General features: G+C 73.0%; 12 protein-coding genes. 9 read left to right on the plus strand and 3 right to left on the minus strand.

The genetic code is table 11. The features are described from left to right. Positions 1-9: 9 nt before the first annotated feature. From C1703_RS20950 to C1703_RS20960, 3 genes are all read right to left on the minus strand, one after another. Entirely contained in the window at positions 10-600 is a 591-nt protein-coding gene (locus C1703_RS20950) for an NADPH-dependent FMN reductase (RefSeq protein WP_114254326.1), read from the minus strand. Positions 601-784: 184 nt separating this feature from the next. Continuing rightward, on the minus strand, positions 785-1,357 hold the full coding sequence (locus C1703_RS20955; RefSeq protein ID WP_157993140.1) for a helix-turn-helix transcriptional regulator: 573 nt from the start codon (positions 1,355-1,357) through the stop codon (positions 785-787). Positions 1,358-1,592: 235 nt separating this feature from the next. Further along, positions 1,593-2,867: a cation:dicarboxylase symporter family transporter gene (locus C1703_RS20960; RefSeq protein ID WP_157993141.1), complete on the minus strand. Its 1,275-nt coding sequence runs from the start codon at positions 2,865-2,867 to the stop codon at positions 1,593-1,595. A 249-nt stretch (positions 2,868-3,116) separates the two neighbouring features. Between C1703_RS20960 and C1703_RS20965 the strand changes: the two genes are divergently transcribed. The 9 genes from C1703_RS20965 to C1703_RS21005 all read left to right on the plus strand — a co-directional run bounded on the left by C1703_RS20965 (position 3,117) and on the right by C1703_RS21005 (position 25,025). Further along, entirely contained in the window at positions 3,117-3,812 is a 696-nt protein-coding gene (locus C1703_RS20965) for a response regulator transcription factor (protein WP_114254329.1), read from the plus strand. Between the two features lies 1 nt (position 3,813). Further along, a complete protein-coding gene (locus C1703_RS20970) occupies positions 3,814-5,325 on the plus strand; it encodes a HAMP domain-containing sensor histidine kinase (protein ID WP_114254330.1) in 1,512 nt (503 codons plus the stop codon). Next, positions 5,319-5,963, plus strand: a complete 645-nt coding sequence (locus tag C1703_RS20975) for a helix-turn-helix transcriptional regulator (protein ID WP_114254331.1) — start codon at positions 5,319-5,321, stop codon at positions 5,961-5,963. The genes C1703_RS20970 and C1703_RS20975 overlap by 7 nt, the downstream gene beginning before the upstream one ends. 240 nt (positions 5,964-6,203) lie before the next feature. Next, complete coding sequence (locus C1703_RS20980) at positions 6,204-6,554, plus strand: GYD domain-containing protein (RefSeq protein WP_232840768.1); 351 nt, start codon at positions 6,204-6,206, stop codon at positions 6,552-6,554. 112 nt (positions 6,555-6,666) lie between these two features. Next, positions 6,667-11,976: a type I polyketide synthase gene (locus C1703_RS20985; protein ID WP_198678233.1), complete on the plus strand. Its 5,310-nt coding sequence runs from the start codon at positions 6,667-6,669 to the stop codon at positions 11,974-11,976. After that, positions 11,973-15,422 carry a MupA/Atu3671 family FMN-dependent luciferase-like monooxygenase gene (locus C1703_RS20990; protein WP_114254334.1) on the plus strand — a complete coding sequence of 1,150 codons (3,450 nt, stop codon included), beginning with the start codon at positions 11,973-11,975 and terminating at the stop codon, positions 15,420-15,422. The genes C1703_RS20985 and C1703_RS20990 overlap by 4 nt, the downstream gene beginning before the upstream one ends. After that, positions 15,419-18,850: a non-ribosomal peptide synthetase gene (locus C1703_RS20995; protein ID WP_114254335.1), complete on the plus strand. Its 3,432-nt coding sequence runs from the start codon at positions 15,419-15,421 to the stop codon at positions 18,848-18,850. The genes C1703_RS20990 and C1703_RS20995 overlap by 4 nt, the downstream gene beginning before the upstream one ends. Continuing rightward, on the plus strand, positions 18,847-24,159 hold the full coding sequence (locus tag C1703_RS21000) for a MupA/Atu3671 family FMN-dependent luciferase-like monooxygenase (RefSeq protein ID WP_198678234.1): 5,313 nt from the start codon (positions 18,847-18,849) through the stop codon (positions 24,157-24,159). The genes C1703_RS20995 and C1703_RS21000 overlap by 4 nt, the downstream gene beginning before the upstream one ends. Further along, positions 24,156-25,025 carry a class I SAM-dependent methyltransferase gene (locus tag C1703_RS21005; RefSeq protein ID WP_157993142.1) on the plus strand — a complete coding sequence of 290 codons (870 nt, stop codon included), beginning with the start codon at positions 24,156-24,158 and terminating at the stop codon, positions 25,023-25,025. Before C1703_RS21000 ends, C1703_RS21005 begins: the two co-directional genes overlap by 4 nt. The last annotated feature ends 40 nt before the right edge of the window (positions 25,026-25,065 follow it).

Here is a 25,065-nt window from a genome sequence, read left to right on the forward strand (position 1 = left end):
GCCTGCTCCTTAGCTGCCGTGCAGGGCGAAAGCGCCGACGGCCGAGGACATGGACGACAGGGCGATCAGTTGGCGGCTCATGGCGGTCAGCCGCGCTCGCGCCTGCGGGGAGGTGAGCCTGCGGCGACCGTCGTGGGTGCTGGTGAAGTCCGTGGGGACGGTGACGAGCTGATCGGGGACGGCGAGTCCTTTCAGGGCGCGTACGACCACCCGCAGGCTGTCGCAGACCTGGGCGGCGGAGAGGTTCTCGCCGTGCGCGAGGATCCCTACCGGCTTGCCCTGGACGTGCGGGACGTCCAGGTGGTCCAGGGCGTTCTTCATCGCCCCGCTGAAGGAGCCGTGGTACATGGGCGACGCGAGCACGAGCACATCGGCGCGGTCCGCGAGCGCCACGAGTTCCCGCGCGGCCGGGTCGGCGTAGCGCATGCCCCGGCCGTGGCGGGACGCGTCCAGGATCGGCAGGGGCCGGGTCGCCAGATCCCAGATCCTGCTCGTCCCGCCCAGCTCGGCCAGGCACTCGGCGGCGGTGGCGACCGCCTCCCCGGAATGCGAACCCACACTCGGACTGCCGCAGATCAGCAGTGCTTCCGGACTCGTCATCGACGCCCCTTCTCTCGCGTGCCGTCTTCGGCCGGAACACCTTGCCCGCGCGGTGCCGGGGGAGGCCGTCACCCGGACTCGTCACGGAGGCAGACTTACCTACCGGTAGGGAGTGTTGAAGGTCTCTGTCCGCTCGACGACGAGCGCTGTCACAAACAGGATCCCGGCGGATCCGGGAGCGCGATCAGCGAGCCCTCTTCGTCGCGTCCAGGTAGCCACGACGGGCGGCGATGGCTCCGGCCTCGAACCTGCTGCGGGCGTTCATCTCGTCCAGCAGCCGGGCGACGGTACGGCTGACCGTGCGCTTCGACACCACCAGGCGGTGGGCGATCTGCTCGTCGGTGGAGCCGTTGGCCAGCATGCGCAGGACTTCCTGGGCGTGTCCCTTCTCCAGCGAGGGGTGGACGCTCACCGAGAACGGCTTCGCCTCGTCCCACAGGCCCAGGAAGAGGTAGTGCAGCATGCTCACGGTCTCGGGGCAGTCGGTAACGGTGGTGTTCTCCTCCCGGTCCCGGCCGGTGCTCCCCCCGCCGGCGAAGGAGCCGACGACGGCCGTGGTGTTGTCGACCACCGAGAGGGGGACGGGGACCTGTGCCGAGGTGCGCACCTGGATTCCCGAGCGGGCCTGCCACTCCACGTAGGCGCGGACGTCGGGGAGGGCGGCGAGCCGCTCCTCCCAGATGACCGATATCCGTACCCAGCGCCGCAGAAGGTTCAACAGCAGCAGCCGTTCCCCCTCCCGTTCGACGGCGCTCATGGTCTCCCCCGAGCGGACGAGAACGAGTTCGTGCCGGGCCTTCGCGAGGGCGGAGCGTAACCTCCGGTCGGGGTGGTGGAAGGTCAGTCGTGCCGGGGTCCGTGGCGAGCGACTCGGTGCGGTTGCGGTGGCGTTCACTGTCATGCCGTTCGGCCTCTTTCCATGGTGACGCGATGACGCGATGACGCGATGACGGAAAGGCAGAAGGGGGAGTGTGGTGTTGTTTCGGGGTGGGTCAGTCGTCGGAAATGCGGACCTCGACGACCGAGGTGTCCTCGCCGGGTCGGTCCGGTTCGACGGGACGCCGCGCCGACAGCGTCAGGTGCAGTCGGTCGAGGTCGAGTTGTCCGGCCCACCGGGTGATGACCAGGGTGGCGACCGCGTTCCCGATCAGGTTGGTGATGGCCCGGAACTCCGACATGAAGCGGTCGATGCCGATCAGCAGGGCGATCGCCGCGAGCGGGAACGACTGGGTGACGGAGACCGTCGCGACCAGCGTCAGCAGGCCGGAACCGGTGACCCCGACGGCCGACTTGGACATCACCATCGCCAGGACGACGAAGAGGAACTGGTCCGTGGGGGAGAGTGGATTCCCCGTCACGGCGGACACGTAGACCGCGCCCAACGTGAGGTAGATGCAGGTGCCGATCAGGTGCAGGGACTGGCCGCCGGCCATCAGGGGGGCGCTCGTCGCCCGGGGGACTCCCGCCAGTTCCAGCTTGCGCAGGACACGGGGGAAGACCGGGCCCGAGGACGAGGTCCCGATGACCAGCAGGATCTCGTGCCGCAGGTACCTCAGCAGGCAGAGCAGCGACCAGCCGTGCCGCCACGCCAGCGTGCCCAGCCCGCCGAGGACCACGGCGGTGCAGGTGAGAGCGAAGGTGAGGAAGAGGTAGAGCTGCCCGCTCAGGTGCATCACACCGAACCGGCTGGCGGTGTACGCGCTGCCGGCGAAGGCGGCCAGCGGGGCACAGACGAGGATGACGCGTACGGCGCAGAAGAGCAGGTGACTGCACCGGTTGATCAAGTCCAGTACGGGGACGACCCGTTCGCCTCCCAGGATCATCGCACCGCCGATCAGCGCTCCGACGCACAGCGCGTGCAGCGGATTTCCACTGGTGAAGGCGGAGAAGAAGCTCTCCGGGAGGAGGGTGTCGAGGCCGGTGGAGAAGTCCTCGACCTGGTTCCGCAGTGAGGCGACCTGATCGGCGGCGTGCTCCTGCGGGACCTCCCGGAGAGGCAGCAGGGAAAGCAGGTTTCCGACGAGCAGCCCGATGACGAGGGCGGCCGCGGTCGCGGCCTCGTAGTAGATCAGGGCCTTCAGCGAGAGGTCGCGCATCTGGCGTCCACTGCCCAGCGAGGCCATGCCGCCGGCCACGGTGGTGAAGATGATCGGCGGAATCAGCAGCATCATCATGGACACGAAGCCGTCGGCGACCACGTGCAGACGAACGGCGAGCCCGGGGGCCGCGGTCCCGAAGGCGCCGCCGAGAATGAGGCCCCACAGCACCCAGGCGGTCAGCGACCTGGGCGCAGTATTTGTCAGGAACCTCCACATCGCGCGCACTATCCCCTTCGCGAGCCCCCGTTGGCGTCCCGGAGTGGCTTACCGGGCCTCCGACAGTAGGACGGCAGTGAAAGAAACGTGCTTGTGGATCTGTAACACAACGTCAAAACTTTGTAGGGGGCACGACAGGGGGGGCGTCTGACGTACGTTGACTTAGGTTCCACAGCCATATGTTGACCAACGGGGGTCCGCATGAAGGTGTTGCTGGTCGAGGACGACGCAGAGGTGGCGAGCGCCCTCACGGAAGGACTGGAGAACCACGGCTGGACAGTGGACCATGTGTCCACCGGCCGGGCGGCGTTACGGGTGCAGGACCCCGGAGAGGTCATTCTGCTCGACCTCAATCTGCCGGACATGGACGGGCTGGAGGTGTGCCGGGGGCTGCGCGACGCCCGCAGGACCCCGATCATCGCCGTGACGGCGCGGTCGGACGAGATGGACAAGGTGCTCTGCCTGCGCCTGGGCGCGGACGACTACGTGGTCAAGCCCTACCGGCTGCAGGAACTGCTGGCGCGCATGGTCGCGGTGGTGCGCCGCGCGCACGGGGCCCAGGAGGAGCGCGCCGACACCGTCGTCACCCAGGGGGCGTTCAGCATCGACCGGGTTCGCCGGGAGGTGCGGGTCATGGGGCGTCTCGTGCACCTCACGCGCAAGGAGTTCGACCTGTTGGTGCTGCTCTCGAGCGCTCCGGGGCGGGTGTTCGCCCGGGAGTTCCTGCTGGCGGAGGTGTGGCGCCAGGAGTGGATGGGCAGCAGCCGGACACTGGACACGCACGTCGCGAGCCTGCGGCGGAAACTCGGCAGCACGGAGTGGATCAGAACGTCGCGCGGGGTGGGGTTCAGCTTCCACCCGCCGTCGGACCTGACGCCCGACATACCCGATGCGTGAGATGTACGGAGCGGTCCAGGCCCTGGTGGTCGGTTGCGTCCTCATCAGCGTCCTGGTACCGCTCGGTTCACTGCTCGGCGAGAACATGGCGGACGGCGCGGTGCGGGACCTGCACCGGACGGCCCGGGAGGTGGCTCCCCGGCTGGACCGGGCCCTGGCGCGGGAGTCCCCGGGGGAGGCCGACGAGGCGCGTCTGCTGGCCGAACTGGACCGCGTGCATGGTGTCGGTGCCGTCGTGCGGAGGGCGGACGGCACGGTGGTGACGTCGCCGCGATCTCCTGCCGGCCTGGTGGCGGAGGCGAAGCGCCTCTCCCCGCAGGGCGGCACCCGCACCCTGGCGCTGCCGCGCGGGATGCCGCCCGGCGGCCATGAGCGGATCGCCGTGGCGAGCGCTCTGGGGCCGGCCGGAACCTCCGGAACGCTCCTGGTGGAGAAGTCCGCCGCCGGGTTGCGTGGTGACATCCTGATGGCCTGGTTCGCGCTGGCGGCGGTGGTGCCGGTCGGCACCGCGCTGTGTCTGCTGCCGGTGGTGGTGCTGCGCCGCCGGGCGGAGTCCTCCCTGGAGCGGCTGCGGGACACCACACGGTCGCTGTCCGAGGGTGCGTTCCATGTCCGGGCCGACACCGATGCCGCCGATCTGCCCGCCGTGCGCGCCCTGGCCCGGGACATCAACCAGTTGGGGTCCGTGATCCAGTCCGCCATCGAGGAGCAGAGACACTTCCTGGCGGACGTGGCCCACCAGCTTCGCAACCCGATGATCGCGCTGCGCCTGCGGGTGGAGAACCTGCGCCCCCATGTCGCGGACGCGGAAGGGGCGCGCATCAGCCGCGCGCTGGCCGATGTGGACCGGCTGGACCGCACGCTGACGGATCTCCTGGAGCACGCCCGGTCGGTGCCCGACGTGCCGGGCGTCCAGATCGAGAACGTGTGCGGTGTCGCCGAGAACTGCGTGTGGGGGTGGGCACCGGTCGCGGAGGCGCGCAGCGTCCGGCTGAAGCTGAGCATGCCGAGTCGGGCCTGGGCCATGACCAGGATCGGCGCGGTGGAGCAGACCCTCAACGTGCTGCTGGCCAACGCCTTGAAATACGCGCCCGAGGACAGCGTGGTGGAGGTCCGCGTCGAGCGGGTGGACGGCGGCCTGCACATCGCGGTGCGGGACCAGGGTCCAGGACTGTCCGACGTGGAACGGAAGCTGGCGCTGAAGCGCGGCTGGAGCCGGGACGCCTCCGGCGGCAGCGGCATCGGGCTCTCCATCGCCACCAAGCTCATCGAGTCCTCCGGGGGGCGGCTCCGGCTGAGGTCCTTGTCGCAGGGGGGCCTGGAGGCAGTGGTGTGCCTGGTCAGCGCGCTGCCGATGGAGGACGGGCCGCCCGGGGCGCAGGGAGCCGGCGACGGTGCCGCCCGCCCGCCCGCGGCCCAGGAGCCGCCCGGCCCGGCGTGCCCCGCACCCGATTCGCCTGTCGTGTGCCCGCCGGACGCGACGTCCCTCGAGGAGGACCGGAAGTCATGCTGAGCCCGCTGTCCGCTCCGCGCCTGCGTACCGCTGAGGAACTCCAGGCCGCGGCCCGGGAGGTCGTCGGGGAGAGTACGGGCGAGGTCTTCTGCTACTGGAACTACACCTCGGTGGAGGAGCCGCTGCCGGCGGCGGTGCACCGCAGTGGCCTCCACTTGCGGGAGCGGGCGGGGGAGGTGCGCACCGTGCTGCCCCGCACGGTACTGCTCACTCCGGAGATCGCCGACTTCGTGGACTGGCACCGGGCGTGCGGGTTCCAGGTGGGGACGAGCGCCGGACTGCCGCCGGGGGCCATGCTGTTGACCGACGCGGGAGCGCTGGTGACCACGGCGTTCGAGGAGGGGTGCGACTACGCCTGGATCCGGGACGGGCGCGTGCTGGAGGCGTTCCGCGCGCTGGCGCGCATGCTGTGGGGGCGGGCCGACGCCGTCGCCGACGCGGGTGACGAGTCCCTGGGCGCGACGGACCGCAAGGTGCTCCTGATGCTCACCCAGGGTGCGACCGACCGGGTCATCGCACGGGAGTTGGACCTCTCGGACCGCACCGTGCGGCGCATCGTCGCCAGCCTGCTGGAGCGCCTGGGGGCACGCAGCCGGTTCGAGGCGGGGATGCTGGCCGCCGCGCGGGGCTGGGTGTGAGGGGCTGCGCGGAGCGCCGGCGTACGTCCTGACCGCGTCGCGACAGCCGATGTCGTCTTGCTGACACGGCGCTTGTCCCCTCGAACCGCGCCTCGGCAGCATGGCGTTTCAAAATGCCGGGCCGTGGCAACGGGGGTTCCACTGACTGTCGAGCGCCCAAGTCCGGCCCCGAGACGAGTGATTCCGGTTGCTTCGCCACTCTGTCCGACCCACTCCGGGAGGGGCTTTTCCGTGCAGTACATGATTCTCGCGCGCTATTCGCAGGACGTGGTGGAAGGCGTGCTCAAGGACCCGCAGGCGATTATCGCCAGGGACGAGCACGCTTTTAAGTTCTACGGCTCGCTCGGCGGCAAGGTCGTCAACTACTGGTTCACCCGCGATGTCGAATACCACTTCGCCGTGGTCGTCGACTTCCCGGACGCGGAGGCCGCGCACGCCGCCGTGCTGACCGGCTACTCCACCGGTGCCTTCACCGAGGGCAAGCTCATCCCGCTGGCCTCGGCCGACGAGATGGTCGGCGCGCTCAAGCGTGCCGCGCCCGCCGTCGACCTGTTCTACCCGCCGACGGAGCCGCGGGACGCCTCGGCCTGACCCCAGGGGCCTGTCTCGGGCAGGTGGGGCACGCCCCACCTGCTCGCCCTCCGTTCCAGCACGCACTGCTCCTGAAACGCACCGCGCGGAGCCCGCCATCAGAGAGGTAGACGTGAGCGGTATTCGTCGAACAACGCCGCCGGGCGTCCAGGCCCGGGATCTCGTGGAACTGCTCCGGCAGCGGGGCGAAGAAAACGGCCGACGCGCCGCATTCACCTTTCTCGCCGACGGTGTGAAGGTCTCGGAGCGACTGAGCTACGCGGATCTCGACCGGCGGGCGCGGGCCATCGCGTCGCAATTGCTGACCCTGGGCGAGCCGGGCGACCGCGTGTTGATGCTGTACCCGTCGGGCCCGGAATTCGCCGCCGCGTTCTACGGCTGCCTCTACGCGGGGATGACGGCCGTTCCCGCCTATCCGCCGCGCTCCGACAAACACGCGGCACGGCTCAACGCCGTCGCCCAGGACTGCGGGGCCTCGATCATCGCGGCACCCGGCCGGCTCTGCGACACGCTGGCGGACAAGTACGACCCCGACGCGCGCTGGGCGCCGACCGACCGTGTGCCGCTCGAGGCCGCCGACGACTGGCGACACCCGGACATCACCCCGGACGACCTGGCCTTCCTCCAGTACACCTCCGGTTCGACGGGCAACCCGAAGGGGGTGATGCTCAGTCACGCCAACCTCATGCACAACCTGGAGCTCATGGCCCGCGCCATGGGACACAGCGAGAACCCCGTCTATGTCTCCTGGCTGCCGCTCTTCCACGACATGGGGCTCATCGGCCATCTGCTCCAGGCCCTCTACTGGGGCAGCGAGCTGGTCTACATGCCGCCCGAGGCCTTCCTGCAGGAGCCGGTCCGCTGGCTGCGCGCCCTCAGTGACCACCGGGGCACCTTCAGCGCCGCGCCGAACTTCGCCTTCGAGTTGTGCGTCCGCCGCACCCGCCCCGAGGACCGCGCCGGGCTGGACCTGAGCCACTGGCGGCTGGCCCTCAACGCGGCCGAGCCGGTACGCGCCGACACCCTCGCCCGCTTCGAGGCGATGTACGCCGAGCACGGCTTCCGTCCCGAGTCCTGGCACCCGGCGTACGGACTCGCCGAGAACTCCGTGTACGTCTCCAGCGGCCTCCCGGACAGCGGCGCCGTCATCGTCCACGTGGACGGGGCGGAGCTGGAGCACGACCGGGTGGTGGAGGTCGCGCCGGGCACCCCGGGCTCCCGCGCGCTCGTCGGCGCCGGACACGCCCGGCACGGACAGCGGACCGCGATCGTCGACCCCGCCACCCGGCGTGCCCTCGACGCCCACCAGGTCGGCGAGATCTGGATCAGCGGCCCCAGCGCGGGACAGGGGTACTGGGGCCGGACGGAGGAGACCGCCGCCACCTTCGGCAACCGCCTCGCCGGCGAGGAGGAGTCGACCTGGGTCGCCACCGGTGACAAGGGATTCCTGACGCCGGACGGGGAACTCGTCATCACCGGCCGCATCAAGGACATGATCATCGTCCGGGGGCGCAACCTCTATCCCCAGGACATCGAGCGCACCGTCGAGACGGTCGACCGATCCTTCCGGCCCGGCTGCACCGCCGCCTTCTCCGTGGAATCCGCGAGCGGCGAGGAGCGCGTCGTCGTCGTCCAGGAGGTGCGGGGCGACGACGCGGACGCCGAGCGGATCGGCCCCGCCGTGGCCGCGGCCGTCGTCGCGGAGCACGACGTGCCGCTGCACGCGCTGGTCCTGCTGCGCACCCGCGCCATCCCCAAGACCTCCAGCGGCAAGCTCGCCCGCCGTGCCGCCCGCAAGGGCTATCTCGAGGGAACCCTGGACGCGCTGGCCGCCTGGACCGCACCGGGGACGGCGCCGCGCCCCGGCACCGAGGGCGACGGGCCGGGTGCCGACGGCGACCAGGACGCGTTGGTGCGCCGGATCCTCGACGCCGTCGCCGAGCACACCGGCTTGGCGGTGGACGAGCTGGACCCGACCGCCAACTTCCACACCTACGGGGTCGACTCGGCCTCCGCCGTGGCGATCTCCGGCGCGCTCCAGCGGAAGCTGGGCCGCCGCGTGCCCGCCGCCCTCCTCTACCAGCACCCGACGGCGGAGGCCGCCGCCCGCCACCTCGCCGCACGGAGCGCCGGGCACGAGGCGGACGCGCGGACCGCCCCGCGGACCGGCACCCCCGCCGCGCCGGACGCCGCCGAGCCGATCGCCGTCGTCGGCATGGCCTGCCGCTTCCCCGGCGCCGGGAACACCGACGAGTTCTGGACGCTGCTGCACGGCGGCGGCGACGCCATCACCCCGGTGCCCGCCGACCGATGGGACGCGGAGAGCCTCTACGACCCGGAGCTCGAGCGGGACGGCACCGCCAGCACCCGCTGGGGCGGCTTCCTCGGGGACGTCGCGGGATTCGAGCCCGAGTTCTTCGGCATCTCGCCCGCCGAGGCGGTGGCCATCGACCCCCAGCAGCGGCTCCTCCTGGAGGTCGTCTGGGAGGCCCTGGAGAACGCGGCGATCGTCCCGGCCGACCTCGCGGGCAGCGACACCGGCGTCTTCGTCGGCATCAGCAACAACGACTACAGCCGGCTCACCGCCGGAGCGAAGAGCGCCCTGGGCGCGTACTACGGCACGGGCAACGCCCTCAGCGTCGCCGCGAACCGGCTGTCGTACCTCCTCGACCTGCGCGGTCCGAGCCTCGCCCTGGACACCGCGTGTTCCTCCTCGCTCGTCGCCGTGCACCAGGCGTGCGAGGCCCTGCGCCGCGGGGAGTCCTCGCTGGCGGTGGCCGCCGGGGTCAATCTGCTCCTCGCCCCCGACCTCACCGCCGTCTTCTCCCGCGCCCAGATGATGGCGTCCGACGGCCGCTGCAAGGCGTTCGACGAGCGCGCCGACGGCTACGTGCGCTCCGAGGGCTGCGGGGCCGTCATCCTCAAACCGCTGTCGCTGGCGCTGGCCGACGGCGACCGCGTACTCGCCGTCGTACGGGGCTCGGCCGTCAACCAGGACGGTCGCTCCAACGGCCTGACCGCCCCGCACGGCCGCGCCCAGACGGAGGTCCTGCGCACTGCCTGGAGCGCCGCCGGCATCGCTCCGCGTGAGCTGGGCTACATCGAGGCCCACGGCACGGGCACCGCACTCGGCGACCCCATCGAGTACGAGGCCCTGACCGAGGCGCTCTCGACGGAGCCGGGCGCCGAGGGCGACGCCGCCGGGCCCTGCTACCTCGGATCGGTGAAGACCAACATCGGCCACCTGGAGTCCGCGGCCGGTATCGCCGGTTTCATCAAGGTCGTCCTGGCCCTTCAGCACGGCACCGTGCCGCCGCACCTCCACCTCACCCGGCTCAACCCCCACATCGACGCGGCCGGTTCGCCGCTGGAGATTCCCACCGCCCCGCTGCCCTGGCCCGAGGACCGGCGTACCGCCGGGGTGAGCGCCTTCGGCTTCGGCGGGACCAACGCGCATGTGGTGCTCTCGGCGGCGCCGGCACCGGCCGCCGTCCCCGCTGCCGAGGAGGCGCGGGGGCCCGAGGCGCTGCTGCTCTCCGCGCGGACCCCCGAGGCCTTGCGTGACCTGGCGGCCCGCTATGCCGACCGGCTCGCCCGGACCGGCAGCGGCCCCGGGGAGCTGGCTGACATCGCCTGGACCTCCTCCCAGGGCAGGACCGCTCTGCCGGAGCGGCTCGCCGTCACCGCGGACTCCGCCGAGGAGGCCCGTGCCGTCCTGGAGCGCTTCGCCGCCGAGGGCCGGCCCGCGGCCGAGGCCGCCCGTGGCCGCGCCCCGCGCAAGGCCCCCGTCCTGGCCTTCCTCTTCACCGGCCAGGGCTCCCACCGGGTGGGCATGGGCACCGAACTGCACCGTGACTGGCCGGTGTTCCGGGAGGCGTTCGACCGGTGCGCGGCGCTGCTGAAGGACCGCTTCGGCTTCGACCTGCACCACGTCGTGCGGGACGAGGAGGCACTGGCGCGCACCGAGTACGCCCAGCCCGCGATCTTCGCGACGGAGTACGCCCTGGCCCGGCTCTGGCGCTCGCTCGGTGTCGAGCCGGACTACCTGGCCGGGCACAGCGTCGGCGAGTTCGTCGCGGCCACCCTCGCCGGGGTGTTCGCGGTGGAGGACGCGCTGACCCTGCTCGGCACCCGCGCCCGGCTGATGCAGGGCCTCCCGCCGGGCGGCGTGATGTACGCCGTGCGGGTGAGCGAGGAGCGCGCGCTCGCGGCCCTCGCCCCGTACGCCGACGAGGTGGCGCTGGCCGCCGTGAACGGACCGGGCGAGGTCGTGCTCTCCGGCGCCGCCCCCGCGGTCGCCAAGGTCGTGGACGAGCTGGCGCAGACGGGCGTCGTCGCGCAGCAGCTCCGTACGTCGCACGCCTTCCACTCGCCGCTCATGGACCCCGTTCTGGAGGAGTTCCGTGCCGCGGCGGAAGGGGTGCGGATGCGCGCTCCCCAGCACCCGGTGGTCTCCTCGCTGACCGGCCAGCTGATCGGACGCCGCATGGCGACCCCGGACTACTGGGTGGAGCAGCTGCGCGGCACCGTCCGGTACGCGGACACGATCGCCACCCTGAGCCACGAGGGGTGCGCGGCGGGCATCGAGGTCGGGCCGGACGCGGTGCTGGCTCCGCTGGCCCGGCGCGCGACGCGGCGTGAGCCGGCGAAGGGGCAGGGACAGCCGGGTTCGGTGTGGCTGGCCTCGTTGCGCTCCGGGAAGCCCGAACAGCGCGCGCTGCTGGACGCGCTGGGCGCCGCCTGGGCGGCAGGCGTGGCCGTGGACTGGGCGCGGGTGCACTCGGGGCGGCCGACCGCGCTGCCCGGCTACCCCTTCCAGCGCCGCAGGTTCTGGCTGCCCGACACCCTGGAGGCAGCGCCCGCCGACGGCGCCGCCCCCGCCGGGGAGTCCGGCCGTCACCCTCTGCTGGGGCGGCGCATGGAGGGTGTGGCGGCCGATCCCGGCCGGCATGTGTGGCAGCGGTCGCTCGCCCGCGACCAGGTCGCGGTCCTCGACGACCACGTCATCCAGGGCCGGGTCGTCGCACCGGGCACCAGCTACATCGACATGGCGCTCGCCGCCGCCCGCGAGCTCGCGCCGGGCGTGCCGTACCGGCTCCGGGACGTCGCTTACCACAGCGTGCTGAGCATCCCGCCGGACGGCGCGCGCATCGTCCAGGTCGGGCTGCGGGACGGCTCCGACGGAGCACTGGCCTTCACCGTGCACAGCAAGGCCGAGGGCGACACCGCCACCAAGTGGACCCAGCACGCCTCGGCCCGCCTGGTGCCCGTCCGGCACGCGGGGAACGGGCAGCACGGGCAGCACGGGGAGAGCGCGGCGAACGGGGAGAGCGCGAAGAGCGCGGACAACGCGGAGAACGCGGACAACGCGAAGAGCGCGGAGAACGGGGAGAGCGCGGAGAACGGGGAGAGCGCGTCATGAAATTCAGCCTGATGTTCTTCGCCAGTGACGAGAACGCGCTGGCCGAAGACGCCCGGTACGACATGCTGCTGGAGAGTGCCAGGTTCGGCGACGCGCACGGCTTCGAGAACGTCTGGGTCCCCGAGCGGCACTTCACCCCGCTCGGCTCGCTCTATCCGAACCCGGCCCTGCTGCACGCCGCCCTGGCGCGCGAGACCAGCCGGATCGGGTTGCGCGCGGGCAGCGTGGTGCTGCCCCTGCACAGCCCGCTGCGGGTGGCCGAGGAGTGGGCCGTCGTGGACAACCTGTCCGGCGGACGGGCCGGGATCTCCCTCGCCTCCGGCTGGAACCCGAACGACTTCGCCTACTTCCCCGAGCGGTACGCCGAGCGCGCCCGCCACCTCGAGGAGGGCATGGAGCAGCTGCGCGCGCTGTGGCGGGGCGAGGCGGTCAGCGCGACCAGCGGCACCGGCGAACCCGTCAGCCTGCGCACCTACCCGCGCCCCGTCCAGCGGGAGCTGCCGCTGTGGCTGACGGCGGCCAGCTCGCCCGCGAGCTTCGCCCGGGCCGGGCGGACCGGGGCGAATCTCCTCACCCACCTGCTCGACCAGGGCGTGGACGCGCTCGCCGAGAACGTCGAGGTCTACCGCAAGGCCCGGGCCGACGCGGGTTTCGACCCCGCCTCGGGCCGGGTCACCGTGATGCTGCACAGCTTCGTGGGCGCCGACGCCGAGACCGCGACCGCACTGGCCCGAGACCCCTACTGCGCCTATCTGAAGGGGAACATGGGCCTGCTCAAGGGGCTCGCGAGCAGCCGTGGCCGGGATTCCGCGACGGACATCGAGGCCCTGCCGGAGGCGGAGCTGACCCAGTTCGCCGGCTTCCTGTACGACCGGTTCGCCTCCTCCCGCTCGCTGATCGGCTCGCCCGAGTCCTGCCTGCCGCTGGTGCGCCGGCTGGCCCCGTTCGTGGACGAGGTCGCCTGCCTGCTGGACTTCGGCCCCACCACGGCACAGGTGCTCGACGGGCTGCCCCACCTCGACCGGCTCCGCCGGCTCGCGGAGCAGGACCCGCAGGTCCGGGAGGCCGCGGTGGACCGGACGCTGCCGGCGCCCGCGAGCGCGGTGGCGCGCACTCCGGCCGCCTCCCCCGCGCCGCCCGCCTGGGAGGACGACCCGGAGGCGGTCAAGGCCCGGTGCGGTCACACCGTCGAGGTGCGGGAGTTCTTCGACCACGTCGAGCGGGCGGGTGCCGCCTACGGCCCCCGGATGCGATGCCTGGAAGAGATGTGGGTCGGCGACGGCGAGGTCCTGGGCCGGCTGACTCTGCCCGCCCGGTGGGCCGAGGAGGGCTATGTCTTCCACCCGGCCCTCCTCGACAACGCCTTTCTGCTGCTCGGGGCGCTCGCACCCGGCGCCCTCAGCGGCAGCGGGGCGCTCACGCTCCCCGTCGGCGTCGGCACGCTGGAGCCGTACCGGCAGCCGGTGGGCGAGGTCTACTCCCATGTGGTGCGCACCCCGGCCGCCGAGACGGGCGACGAACTCCTCGCCGACGTACGGCTCTTCGACGCCGAGGGGACCGTCGCGCACGCGCAGGGGCTGCGGATGCGCCTGGTGGACCCCGAGGACGGCGGCGGGGACCCCGGCCGCGACCTGTGCTACCGCACCGACTGGACCGCCGTGTCCGCCGCGCCCGCGACGGACACCGAGTCCGGGCGCTGGCTGGTCCTCGCCGACGGGGCGGGCACCGGCGAGGCGCTCGCCAGGGCCCTGCGGGAAGCGGGCGACCACGTCGACGTCGTACCGGCCGACGCCGCCTGCGACGCCGCCCGCATCCGCCAGGCCCTCTACGGCGCCCTCGCGGACGGACCGCTCAAGGGCGTGGTGCTGGCCCGGCCGCTGGACGCGCCCGACCTCCCGGACGCCACCACCGACCAGGTCCGTGCCGCGCAGCAGAGCGGTGCCGAGGCCGCGCTCGCCCTGGTGCGCGCCTGCCTCGACGTCGATGTCCCCACGCGCTGCGGGCGCCTGTGGCTGCTGACCCGGGGCGCCCAGCCGGCGGGAGGAACGGCCGTGACCGCCTCGGGTGTCCTCCAGGCCCCGGTCTGGGGACTGGGCCGGGTCCTGGCCGCCGAACACCCCGAGCTGTGGGGCGGCCTGATCGACCTCGACGCGCGGACGGCGCCCGACGAGGCGGCGACCGCCACGCTGCTGAGCGCCGTCCTCACCGGCGCGCGCCCCGACGAAGGAACCCCGGTCGACGACCAACTCGCCGTGCGGGACGGCAATGTGCTCGCCGCCCGCCTGGTCCGGGCCGAGGAGATGGCGGCCCCGGCCCCCGCCGCGCCGGACATCGACCCCGACGGCACCTACCTGCTCACCGGCGGCCTCGGGGACCTCGGACTGGCCCTGGCCGGGTGGCTGGCCGAGCGCGGGGCGCGCCACCTCGTCCTGGTCGGCAGGCGCGGCGTGAGCGACGACGCTCAGCGCGAGGCCGTGGACGGACTGACCGGCCGGGGTGTCCGCGTGCACGTCGCGGCGGCGGACGTGGCGCGGGCCGACGACGTCGCGGCGCTCCGCGCGGAACTGGAGCGCGAGGGCCTGCCCCCGGTCGTGGGGGTGGCGCACCTGGCGGGCATCGCCCGCGGCGCCATGCTCGCGGGACTGGACGTCGAGCTGCTGCGCGAGGTGGCCGAGCCCAAGGTCGCGGGGGCGTGGAACCTGCACCGGGTGTTCGGGGACGCCGCGCTGTTCCTGCTCGTGTCGGCGCTGCCCGCGGTCTTCGGGCCGGTCGGCGTCGGCGCCGCCAACTACGCCGCCGCCAACGCCTTCCTGGACGCCCTCGCCCACCACCGGCGTGGCCTGGACACGGACGCCGTCGCGCTCGGCTACGGCCCCTGGAACGGGATCGGCCTCGCCGTGCGCGAGGGCGGCCTCGACCAGTTGTCCCGCCTCGGCGTGGGCAGCATGGCACCGGCTGAGGCCCTCGACGTCTTCGGCCGTGTGCTGGCGCGCCGGCCCGCCCAGGTCACGGTGGCCCGCCTCGACTGGCCCGAGGTCTTCACCGCCGTGCCCTCCGCCCGCGCCACCGGCCAGTTCGCCGCCTTCCTCGACGAGTTCGGCGGCACCGGCGGCTCCCCGCGACTGCTGGAGCGCTGCGCGCAGGCCGGACCGCAGGAGCAGCGGGTGATCGTCGGCGACTACCTCACCGAGCGGCTCGCCGCGGTGCTCCAGACCGGGGCCGGGGACATCGACCCGCAGGTGCCCGTCGTGGAGATGGGCCTGGACTCGCTGATGGCCCTCGAACTGCGCGTCCGCGTCAAGGCCGACCTGGGTGTCGTGGTGCCGATGGTGCGGCTGCTGGAAGGGCCCAGCGTGGAGCAGCTCACGGACCACGTGCTCGGCCTGCTCACCGAGGTGCTCGCAGCACTGGACGGCGACGAGGAACGAGAGGAGATCACGCTGTGAACGGGGACCTCGTCAGGACGGCGGACACCGCGGAAGGACCCGAGCGGCTCGCGGAGCTGCTCGGGGAACTGCGTCGCGCACGCGTCCGGTTACGCGCCGAGGGCGACCAGCTGCGGGTCTCCGCGGCCAAGGGGGCCCTCACCGCCGAGCTGCGGGAGGAGCTGCGGGCGCACAAGGAGGGGCTGCTCAGCCATCTGCGGGCCGAGGCCGCCGCGGAACAGCCGGTCCGGCCGCTGCCGCGCGACGGCCGGGCCTTCCCCCTGTCACCGGCGCAGGAATCGCTGTGGCTGCTGGACCAGATGGAGGGCCACCAGCCCACGTACGTCCTCAGCGGCAAGGTCCGCCTGACGGGGCCGGTGCGCGTCGAGCGCCTCGCCGACTGCCTCAGCCACCTCGTCCGGCGCCACGAGTCGCTGCGCACGGCGTTCCGGGCCGGCGCCGACGGAGCGCCCGAGCAGACCCTGTGTCCGCCGGCCCCGCTGCCGCTGGTCCACGAGGACCTGAGCGGCCTCACCGACCAGGAGCGGGACGCCACCCTGGCCCGCCTCGCCGAGGAGGTCGCCCGCGAGCCCTTCGACCTGGCGGGCGGCAACCTGTTGCGCGCCGTCCTCGCGACCACCGCGCCACAGCGGGCGTACCTCTTCCTGGCCGTGCACCACATCGCCGCCGACGCGGCCTCCCTCGGCGTCCTCTTCGACGAACTGTTCACGCTGTACGCGGCGGACACGAGCGCCCTTCCCCCGCTCTCCGTCCAGGCCGTGGACGCGACGGAGTGGCAGCGCGCCGCGCTCTCCCCGGTGACCGAGGCCGAACAACTGGCCTACTGGAAGGAGAGGCTCGACGGCGCGCCGCCGCTCCTGGAGCTGCCCACGGACCGCCCCAGGCCCGTCAGCCAGTCGTACCGCGGCGGCACCGTGCCCTTCGTCCTGGACCCCGCGACGACGGCCCGGCTGCGCGAGACCGCCGCCGGGGCGCAGGTCACCCCGTATGTCGCGGTGCTCGCCCTGTGGGCGGTGCTGCTCGGCCGGTACGCGCGCACCGACGACGTGGTGATCGGCACTCCGGTCAGCAACCGGGAGCGCCCCGAGGTGGCCAACCTCGTCGGCTTCTTCGTCGGCACGCTGCCGCTGCGCATCGACCTGTCCGGCGATCCCGACGTCACCGAGCTGCTGCGGCGGGTCCAGCGCACCTTCCTGGAGGGCTTCGAGCACCGGCAGGTGCCCTTCCAGCGGATCGTCGCCGCCCTGCGGCCCGACCGGTCGCCGAGCCACGCCCCGGTCTTCCAGAACATGCTCACGTACTACGAGACCCCGCTCGGCGACATCCGGGCCGGGGAGCTCACCGCCCGCCGCGAGGACGTGCACAACGGCACCGCCAAGTTCGACCTCACCCTCTTCGTGGAGGACCAGGGCGACCGACTCGCGTGCTCGCTCGAATACGCGACGGACCTCTTCGACCGGGACACCGCCGAGCGGCTGGCCGCGGCCTTCCGGCAACTCGCCGCGTCCGCCGTCGAGAACCTCGGCACCGGGGTGTCCCGGCTCGCCCTGCTCACCGCCGACCAGCGCGAGCACCTGGTGCACGGCCGCAACGGCGCGCACCGCGAGGTGGACCTCGACCGGCCCGTGCACCGGTACCTCTCCGAGCGGGCGGCGCGGAGCCCGGACGCGACCGCCATCGAGCACGCCACCGAGTCCTGGACGTACGCCAGGCTGGAGGCGGAGAGCAACCGGCTCGCCCGGCTGCTGGCCGAGGAGGGCGTCGGCCCGTCCACGCTGATCGGGCTGTACGCCCGCCGCTCCATCCGGCAGATCGTCGCCATGCTGGCGATCCTGAAGACGGGCGCGGCGTTCCTCCCCCTGGACCCGGACCACCCCGCCGACCGCACCGCCGGAACCCTCGACGACGCCCACTGCCCGCTGCTGCTGAGCGACGCCCCGCTGGACACGCCCGACGGCACCCGCCTGCTGCGGCTCGACGAGCTGGACTGGTCGGACCGCGACGGGGCCGAACTCCCCACCGTCACCGGGCGCGACGACCCGATCTACACCATCTACACCTCCGGCTCCACCGGCCGCCCCAAGGGCATCGTGATGCGGCACGGTGCCCTCGCCAACCTGCTGGCCTGGCAGACGGCGGCCTTCCCCTTCGCAGCCGACGACCGGACGCTCCAGTTCAGCCCCCTGCACTTCGACATCTGCATGATGGAGACCTTCGGGACGTGGGCGGCCGGCGGCACGGTCGTCCTGGTCGACGCCGAAACCCGCCGGGACGCCCTGCGGTTGCTGCCCTGGCTGGTGGAGCGAGGCATCACCCGGCTCTTCCTGCCGTACGTCGCGCTCCAGCAACTCGCCGAGGTGGCCGCCGTGCGCGAGCAGTGGCCGACCGCGCTGCGGGAGGTCTTCTCCGCCGGCGAACAGCTCCACATCACGTCGGAACTGCGCACCTTCTTCACCCGCACGGAAGCCGTCCTGCACAACCAGTACGGTCCCTCCGAGGCCCATGTGATCACCTCGCACACCCTGACCGGCGCGCCCGAGCAGTGGGAGCCCGTGCCTCCGGTGGGACGGCCCGTGGACAACGTGCGCGTCGTCCTCCTCGACCGGCACGGCGAGCCGGTACCGCAGGGCGTCGCCGCCGAGGTGTGCGTCTCCGGGCCGTGCCTGGCCCTCGGCTACCTGGGACAGGACGAACTGACGGCCGCGCACTTCGTACCGGACCCGCACCGGCCCGGGGAACGGATGTACCGCACCGGCGACCTGGCGCGCTATCGCGGTGACGGCGCGATCGAATACCTGGGCCGCATCGACCACCAGGTCAAGGTGCGCGGCTTCCGGGTGGAGCCCGGCGAGATCGAGGCCGCCCTGCTGAGCCACCCCGGCGTCCGCGAGGCCGTGGTCGCGGCCCGGGGCCAGGGCGCCGAACAGGCCCTGGTCGCCTGGGTGGTGACCGCCGGGCAGGACCTGACGCCGCAGGACCTGCGGCGGCACTGCGCGGACCGGCTGCCCGAGTACATGGTGCCCACCCGGTACGTCACGCTCGACGCGCTGCCGCTGACCGTCGCGGGCAAGGTCGAGCGCAAGCGCCTGCCGGCGCCCGTGGCGGAGGGCGTCGGCGGGGCGGAGCCGAGGACCCCGATGGAGAAGTCCGTCGCCGCCGTCTTCGCCGACGTCCTGGGCGTCGCCTCGGTCGGACGGGACGACGACTTCTTCCGGCTGGGCGGCCATTCACTCGCGGTGACCCGCGCCGCGCTGCGGCTCAGCGAGGAGCACGGCGTCGGCCTCACCGCCCAGGTGGTGTTCGCCCGGCCGACCGTGGCCGGGGTCGCGGAGAGCCTGGAGACCCTGCTGTGGGCGGCGGCCGGATCCGCGGCGCGCACCCCGGACTCGCCCGGTACCACGGCGGAGAGGGAAGAGGGAGAGCTGTGACATCACCGGTCGAACTCCTCGCGGAGCTGCGCTCCCGTGACATCCGCGTCTGGGAGGAGGAGGGACGCATCCGGTTCAGCGCCCCGCCCGGCGCTCTGGACGAGGACCTGCGCGCCCGGCTGTCCGCCCGGCGCGACGCCCTGATCGGCCTGCTGCGGGAGGCGCGCGGCGACGGCCCGCGCACGCTTCCACCGGTCACGCCCCTGGACCGGGACGCCGGTCCGCTGCCGCTCTCCTTCGGGCAGCAGCGCATGTGGGTGATGGCCGAGATGCTGCCGGACAGCGGTGCCGCGGCGTACGTCCTCGCCGGCCGGGTCACCCTCGACGGTGAGCTCGACGACACCCGCGTCAGCGCGCTGCGCCGGGCCCTGACCGAACTGGTCCGGCGCCACGAGGCCCTGCGCACCGTCATCTCCGTCGCCCACGAGCAGCCGGTGGCCCGGGTGGTCGACGTCCCCGAGGTGGCGCTGCCCGAACGCGTCCTCGCCGAGGGCGAGTCGGTCGAGGAACTCGCCGCCGCCGAGGCCCGGCGCCCCTTCGACCTCGGCGCGGCCCCGCTGCTGCGGGCCGTACTGCTGCGCGAGACCCCCGCGCGGGCCCATCTGCTGCTGTCGGTCCACCACATCAGCGCCGACGCCTGGTCGCTCGGCGTCCTCTACCGCGAACTGTTCGCCCTGTACCGCGCCTGCCTCGACAGCGAGCAGGGCGCGACCGGCCACGGTGACGTCACGGGCGGACTGCCCGAACTCCCCGTCCAGTACGCCGACTACGCCGCCTGGCAGCGCGCCCACCTCACCCCCCAGGCGCTGGGCGACGAGGCCGGGCACTGGAAGCGCCGCCTCGACGGGCTGCCCGAACTGCTGGAGCTGCCCGCCGACCGGCCCCGCCCCGCCGCGCAGTCCTACCGTGGCGCGGCCGTCCCCTTCCACCTGGACGCGGCGCTCCGCGACGCGGTGCAGGAGCTGGCGCGCGCCCACGGCTGCACCCCCTTCATGGTGCTGCTGGCCTCCTGGTCGGCGGTGCTGTCGCGGCTGAGCGGCGCGTCCGACCTGGCGGTCGGCACTCCGGTGGCCGGACGGCTGCGCCCCGAGGTGGAGCCGCTGATCGGCTTCTTCGTCAACACCCTGGTGCTGCGCGTCGACGCCGCCGGCGACCCCGCGTTCGACGAGCTGCTGGCGCGGGTACGGACCACCGCGCTGGATGCCTTCGATCACCAGGAGCTGCCCTTCGAGCAGCTGGTGGAGGTCCTCCAGCCGCCGCGCACCCTCAGCCACAGCCCACTGTTCCAGCACATGTTCATCCTCCAGAACGCCACCTCCGAGGCCCCGCGCCTCCCCGGCCTGGAGTGCCGTATGGAGGAAGTGCACACCGGCACCGCGAAGTTCGACACGACGCTCCTCGTCGAGGAGGCGCCCGACGGGCTGCGCGGCTCCCTGGAGTACGCCACCGACCTGTACGACGCCGACACCGCCCGCCGGTTCCTGGGCATCTGGCAGACGCTGCTGCGCCACGCGGTGTCCGCCCCCGCCACCCGGCTCTCCGCCCTGCCGCTGCTGACCGAGCAGGAGCGCGGCGCCCTCGTCGAGGCGGGCCGTGGCCCCGCCGTCGAGTTCCCCGCCGTCACCGTCCACACGCTGGTCGAGCGGCAGGTCGCCGCCACTCCCGACCGGCCGGCGGTGGTCCAGGGCGACACCTGCCTCACCTACGCCGCCCTCGGCGCGGAGGCGGACCGGCTCGCCCGTATCCTGCGCGCCCGCGGTGCGGGCCGCGACACGGTGGTCGCGCTCTGCCTGCCGCGCACCCCCGCGCTGGTGACCGCGCTGCTGGCGGTGCTCAAGTCCGGCGCCGCCTACCTGCCGCTGGACCCCACGGCACCGCCCGAGCGCACCGCGTACATCCTGCGCGACGCGGGCGTCCGGCTGCTGCTGAGCGACTCGGCGCTGCTGCCCGCCCTCGACTGCCCGGAGGACGTCGAGCCCCTCTGCCTGGACACACTCGACGCCCTCGACGCCGCGCCCCGCCCCGACGACCCCGCGGCCCCCGAGGCGGGCCCCGGCGACCTGGCGTACGTCATCTACACCTCGGGCTCCACCGGCAGGCCCAAGGGCGTCATGGTGGAGCACCGCAACGTGGTGAACTTCTGCGCCGCCATGACCGAGGAGTTCGGTGCCGACAGCGCCGGGACCTGGCTGGGCGTCACCACCGTCTCCTTCGACATCTCGGTCCTGGAGCTGGTGTGGACGCTGACGCACGGTTCCACCGTCGTCCTCCAGGCCGACCCCGGCCCGGCCGACGGGCGCGCCCCGGGCAGGACCGCCGACCTCAGCCTCTTCTACTTCGCCAGCGCCTCCGGCACCGAGGGCACCGCGAGCGGCGAGGCCTACCGGCTGCTGCTCGAAGGCGCCCGATTCGCCGACCGGCACGGCTTCGAGGCCGTCTGGACCCCCGAGCGGCACTTCCACGCCTTCGGCGGCATCTTCCCCAACCCGTCCGTCATCGGCGCGGCCCTGGCCACCGCCACCGAACGCATAGCGATCCGCGCGGGCAGCGTCGTGCTGCCGCTCCACGACCCGGTCCGGGTCGTGGAGGAGTGGTCGGTCGTGGACAACCTCTCGGGGGGCCGCGCCGGGATCTCCGTCGCCTCGGGCTGGCAGGCCGACGACTTCGTGCTCGCGCCCGGCAACTACGCGGAGCGCAAGCAGGTCATGCTGGACGGCATCGCCACCCTGCGCACCCTGTGGTCGGGCGGACCCGTCGAGCGTCCCAACGGCCACGGCAGGACCACCGCCGTGCGGACCCTGCCGCGCCCGGTGCAGGACGAGCTGCCGCTGTGGGTCACCGCCGCGGGCAGCCCCGACACCTTCCGCGCGGCGGGGGAGTCGGGCTGCAACGTCCTCACCCATCTCCTCGGGCAGGACCTCGACCAGCTCGCGGAGAAGGTCGCCGTCTACCGCCGGGCCCGGCAGGAGGCGGGACACCAGGGACCGGGACGGGTCACGCTGATGGTGCACACCTTCCTCGGCGAGGACCCCGAGGCGGTGCGCGAGGCGGTGCGCGGGCCGTTCCGCGACTATCTGGCCTCGTCCCTGGGGCTGCTCGCCGGCCTCGCCCGTTCCATGGGGCTGGGCGACGACCTCTCCGCGCTGCCCGACGACGACTTGAACACCCTGCTCGACCACGCCTTCGACCGCTTCTACGGCACGGCCGCGCTCTTCGGCACCGTCGACCAGGCCGTCACCCTGCTCGACGCCATCGCCGACACCGGCGTCGACGAGGTGGCCGCGCTCATCGACTTCGGCATGGACGAGGACGCCGTCCTCGACTCCCTGCCGCTGCTGGCCCGGGCCCGCGAACTGCACGCCGCGCGCCCCGCCGAGGCCGAGCCCGCCCTCCCCGAGCTCATCCGGCGCCACCAGGTCACCCGGCTCCAGTGCACCCCCTCCCAGGCGGCGATGATCCTGGCGGAGCCCGGCGGGCCCGAAGCGCTGGCCGGGCTGAGCCTGCTGCTGCTGGGCGGCGAGGAACTGCCCGCCGCCCTCGCCGAGCGGCTGACCCGGCTGACCCCGGCCCGTATCCAGAACATGTACGGGCCGACGGAGACGACGATCTGGTCCAGCACCCATCGCGTGGACCCCGACGGGAAGGCGCTGATCGGCCGCCCCATCGCCAACACCCGCATGTACGTCCTGGATGCGCAGGGCACGCCGGTGCCGCCGGGGGCGCCCGGCGAACTCCACATCGCCGGCGACGGGGTGAGCCGCGGCTACCTCGGGCGCCCCGAGCTGACCGAGGAGCGCTTCCTGCCCGACCCCTTCGCCGCGGAGCCCGGCGCGCGCATGTACCGCACCGGTGACCTGGTGCGCCTGCGGCAGGAGGGCACCCTGGAGTTCATCGGCCGCACCGACCACCAGGTCAAGGTGCGCGGCTTCCGCATCGAACTCGGCGAGATCGAGGCGGCGCTGCTCTCCCACCCGGATGTCGCGCAGGCCGCGGCGACCACGCACGGCACCGGAGTGGCGCGCCGTATCGACGGCTACGCCGTGCCCCGGCCCGGCAGCCGGCTGACGGAGACGTCGCTCCGCGCCCACCTGGACACGCGGCTGCCCGGCTACATGATCCCGGCCTCCCTCCAGCTGCTCGACGAGCTGCCCTACACCCCCAACGGCAAGATCGACCGCCGTGCTCTGCCCGAGCCCACCGCGTCCGGCACCGACCGGGCCGGCCGGCTCGCCCCCCGGGGCCTCACCGAGATGCGGCTGGCGCTGCTGTGGCAGGAGATCCTCGGGGAGCGCTCGGTCGGCGTGCGCGACAACTTCTTCCACCTGGGCGGCAACTCCGTGCTCGCCGTGGTGCTGCTGGCCGAGGTGGAGCGGCAGTTCGGGCGGCGGCTGCCGCTGTCCGTGCTCTTCCAGGGGCCCACCGTCGCCCAGATGGCCGTGGCCCTCCACAGCGGTACCGCCGACACCGACCGGCAGTCGCTGGTGCGACTGCGCCCCGGTGGTGAGGTGCCGCTGTTCCTCCTGCCGGGCGCGGGCGGCAACCTCGTGTACTTCAACGACCTCGCCGCCCACCTCCCCGAACAGCTCATGCTGTACGGCCTCCAGCCGCTCTTCACCGAGGACACGACCTCGCAGACGCTGGTCGAGGAACTCGCCGATCACTACCTTCCCCTGGTGCTCTCCGCCGCGCCCCAGGGCCCGTACCACCTGGTCGGGCACTCCTTCGGCGGGCACATCGCCCTGGAGCTGGCCACCCGGCTGCGCGCGGCCGGTCACGAGGTCCGGCTGCTCGGGATGCTGGACACCGCCGCGCCACTGCCCGAGCGGCGCCACGCGACGGCGGACTGGGGCCACGTCGACTGGCTGGTGGCCCTGGCCCGGGTCTTCGAGCGGATCTTCGGCTGCCGGCTCGACATCACGCACGAGCGGCTGCGGGAACTCGACGAGGCGGCCCAGCTCGCCGCGTTCCGCGACACCCTGCGCGAACAGAGCGTGCTGCCGCCCGAGTTCGACGACGACACCCGGCTGCGCGGCTTCGTCCGCGCCTACATCGCCGACCAGCACAGCCTGTACGTCCCCGCCGTACCGTACGAGGGAACCCTGACGTTCTTCCGGGCCGCCGAGCTGCACCCGGACAACGTCCCCCCGGACGAGCTGGCCTGGATCCTGGACGACGAAGCGCGCGGCTGGGGACGGTTCACCGCCGGCCCCGTCGAGGTGTGCGAGACGCCGGGCGACCACCTCTCCATGCTCACCGGCCCGAACGTGGGTCAGCTCGCCAAGCTGATCGGCGAGCACATCGGGCTGTGAACCTCGCACTCCGATCCGCAGTACGTGACAAAGCTACCCAAGAGAGGCAACCGATGTTGACCCAGGTGCTCGACCTACTGGCCTGCCCGTCCTGCTCGGCGGACGTCACGCAGACCGCGCCCACCGAGCTGAAGTGCTCCTCCTGCGGCCGAGGCGCCCCGGTCACCCCCGCCTTCGTCGACATGGTCCGGGAGCCGGGCAAACCCGACCCGGCCGCGCCGACCACCGCGCAGAAGCTGATGGAGAGCACCGCGTTCGTCCGGCTCTACGAGGCCGTCATGCGCCCGTTCTTCTCGAGGCTCTTCGCCGGGTTCGGCAATCACATTCCGGACTACGCCGAAGAGTTCGAGATCTACCGGAAATGGTTGAAGCTCGACGAGGAGAACACCGGCACGTGGCTCGATCTTTCCTGCGGCGCGGGGTACTTCACCGACCAGCTCGCGGGTGCGGTGCCCGAGGCGACCGTGGTCGGCCTGGACATCTCCGAGGCGATGCTGCACAAGGCGGTGCAGGAGACCGTTGGCCGTCGCAACGTTCACCTGGTCCGCGGGGACGTGCGTCGACTGCCCTTCAAGGAGGGTGTCTTCGACGGCGTGAACAACCCCGGTTCGCTGCACCTGTACGCCGACCCGGTCGGCGCCTACGAGGCGGTGTTCCGGCTCCTGAAGCCCGGTGGCGTGTACGTGGCCAGCACCTTCGCGGTCAACGATCTCGTCAGCAGCCGCATCGGGGTCAGGTTGACCGGAATCCGTCGCACGGACCTGAAGCAGCTGCCCGGGCAGCTGGAGAAGGTGGGATTCACCAACTACCGCTTGATTAAGTTTGGCTCGGTGTTCGCGTTCGCGGTCACCAAGCCCGAGGCATAACCCAGGATGCGTTCACGTCGCAGTCGGACATCCGGACGCG

The sequence above is a fragment of the Streptomyces sp. Go-475 genome, from assembly GCF_003330845.1.
Classification (GTDB): domain Bacteria; phylum Actinomycetota; class Actinomycetes; order Streptomycetales; family Streptomycetaceae; genus Streptomyces.

What these genes read in the sequence shown, in the direction of transcription:
- C1703_RS20950 (WP_114254326.1), bottom strand. Translation starts at nt 600, where the DNA reads ATGACGAGTCCGGAAGCACTGCTGATCTGCGGCAGTCCGAGTGTGGGT.
- C1703_RS20955 (WP_157993140.1), bottom strand. Translation starts at nt 1,357, where the DNA reads ATGAGCGCCGTCGAACGGGAGGGGGAACGGCTGCTGCTGTTGAACCTT.
- C1703_RS20965 (WP_114254329.1), top strand. Translation starts at nt 3,117, where the DNA reads ATGAAGGTGTTGCTGGTCGAGGACGACGCAGAGGTGGCGAGCGCCCTC.
- C1703_RS20970 (WP_114254330.1), top strand. Translation starts at nt 3,814, where the DNA reads ATGTACGGAGCGGTCCAGGCCCTGGTGGTCGGTTGCGTCCTCATCAGC.
- C1703_RS20975 (WP_114254331.1), top strand. Translation starts at nt 5,319, where the DNA reads ATGCTGAGCCCGCTGTCCGCTCCGCGCCTGCGTACCGCTGAGGAACTC.
- C1703_RS20980 (WP_232840768.1), top strand. Translation starts at nt 6,204, where the DNA reads ATGATTCTCGCGCGCTATTCGCAGGACGTGGTGGAAGGCGTGCTCAAG.
- C1703_RS20990 (WP_114254334.1), top strand. Translation starts at nt 11,973, where the DNA reads ATGAAATTCAGCCTGATGTTCTTCGCCAGTGACGAGAACGCGCTGGCC.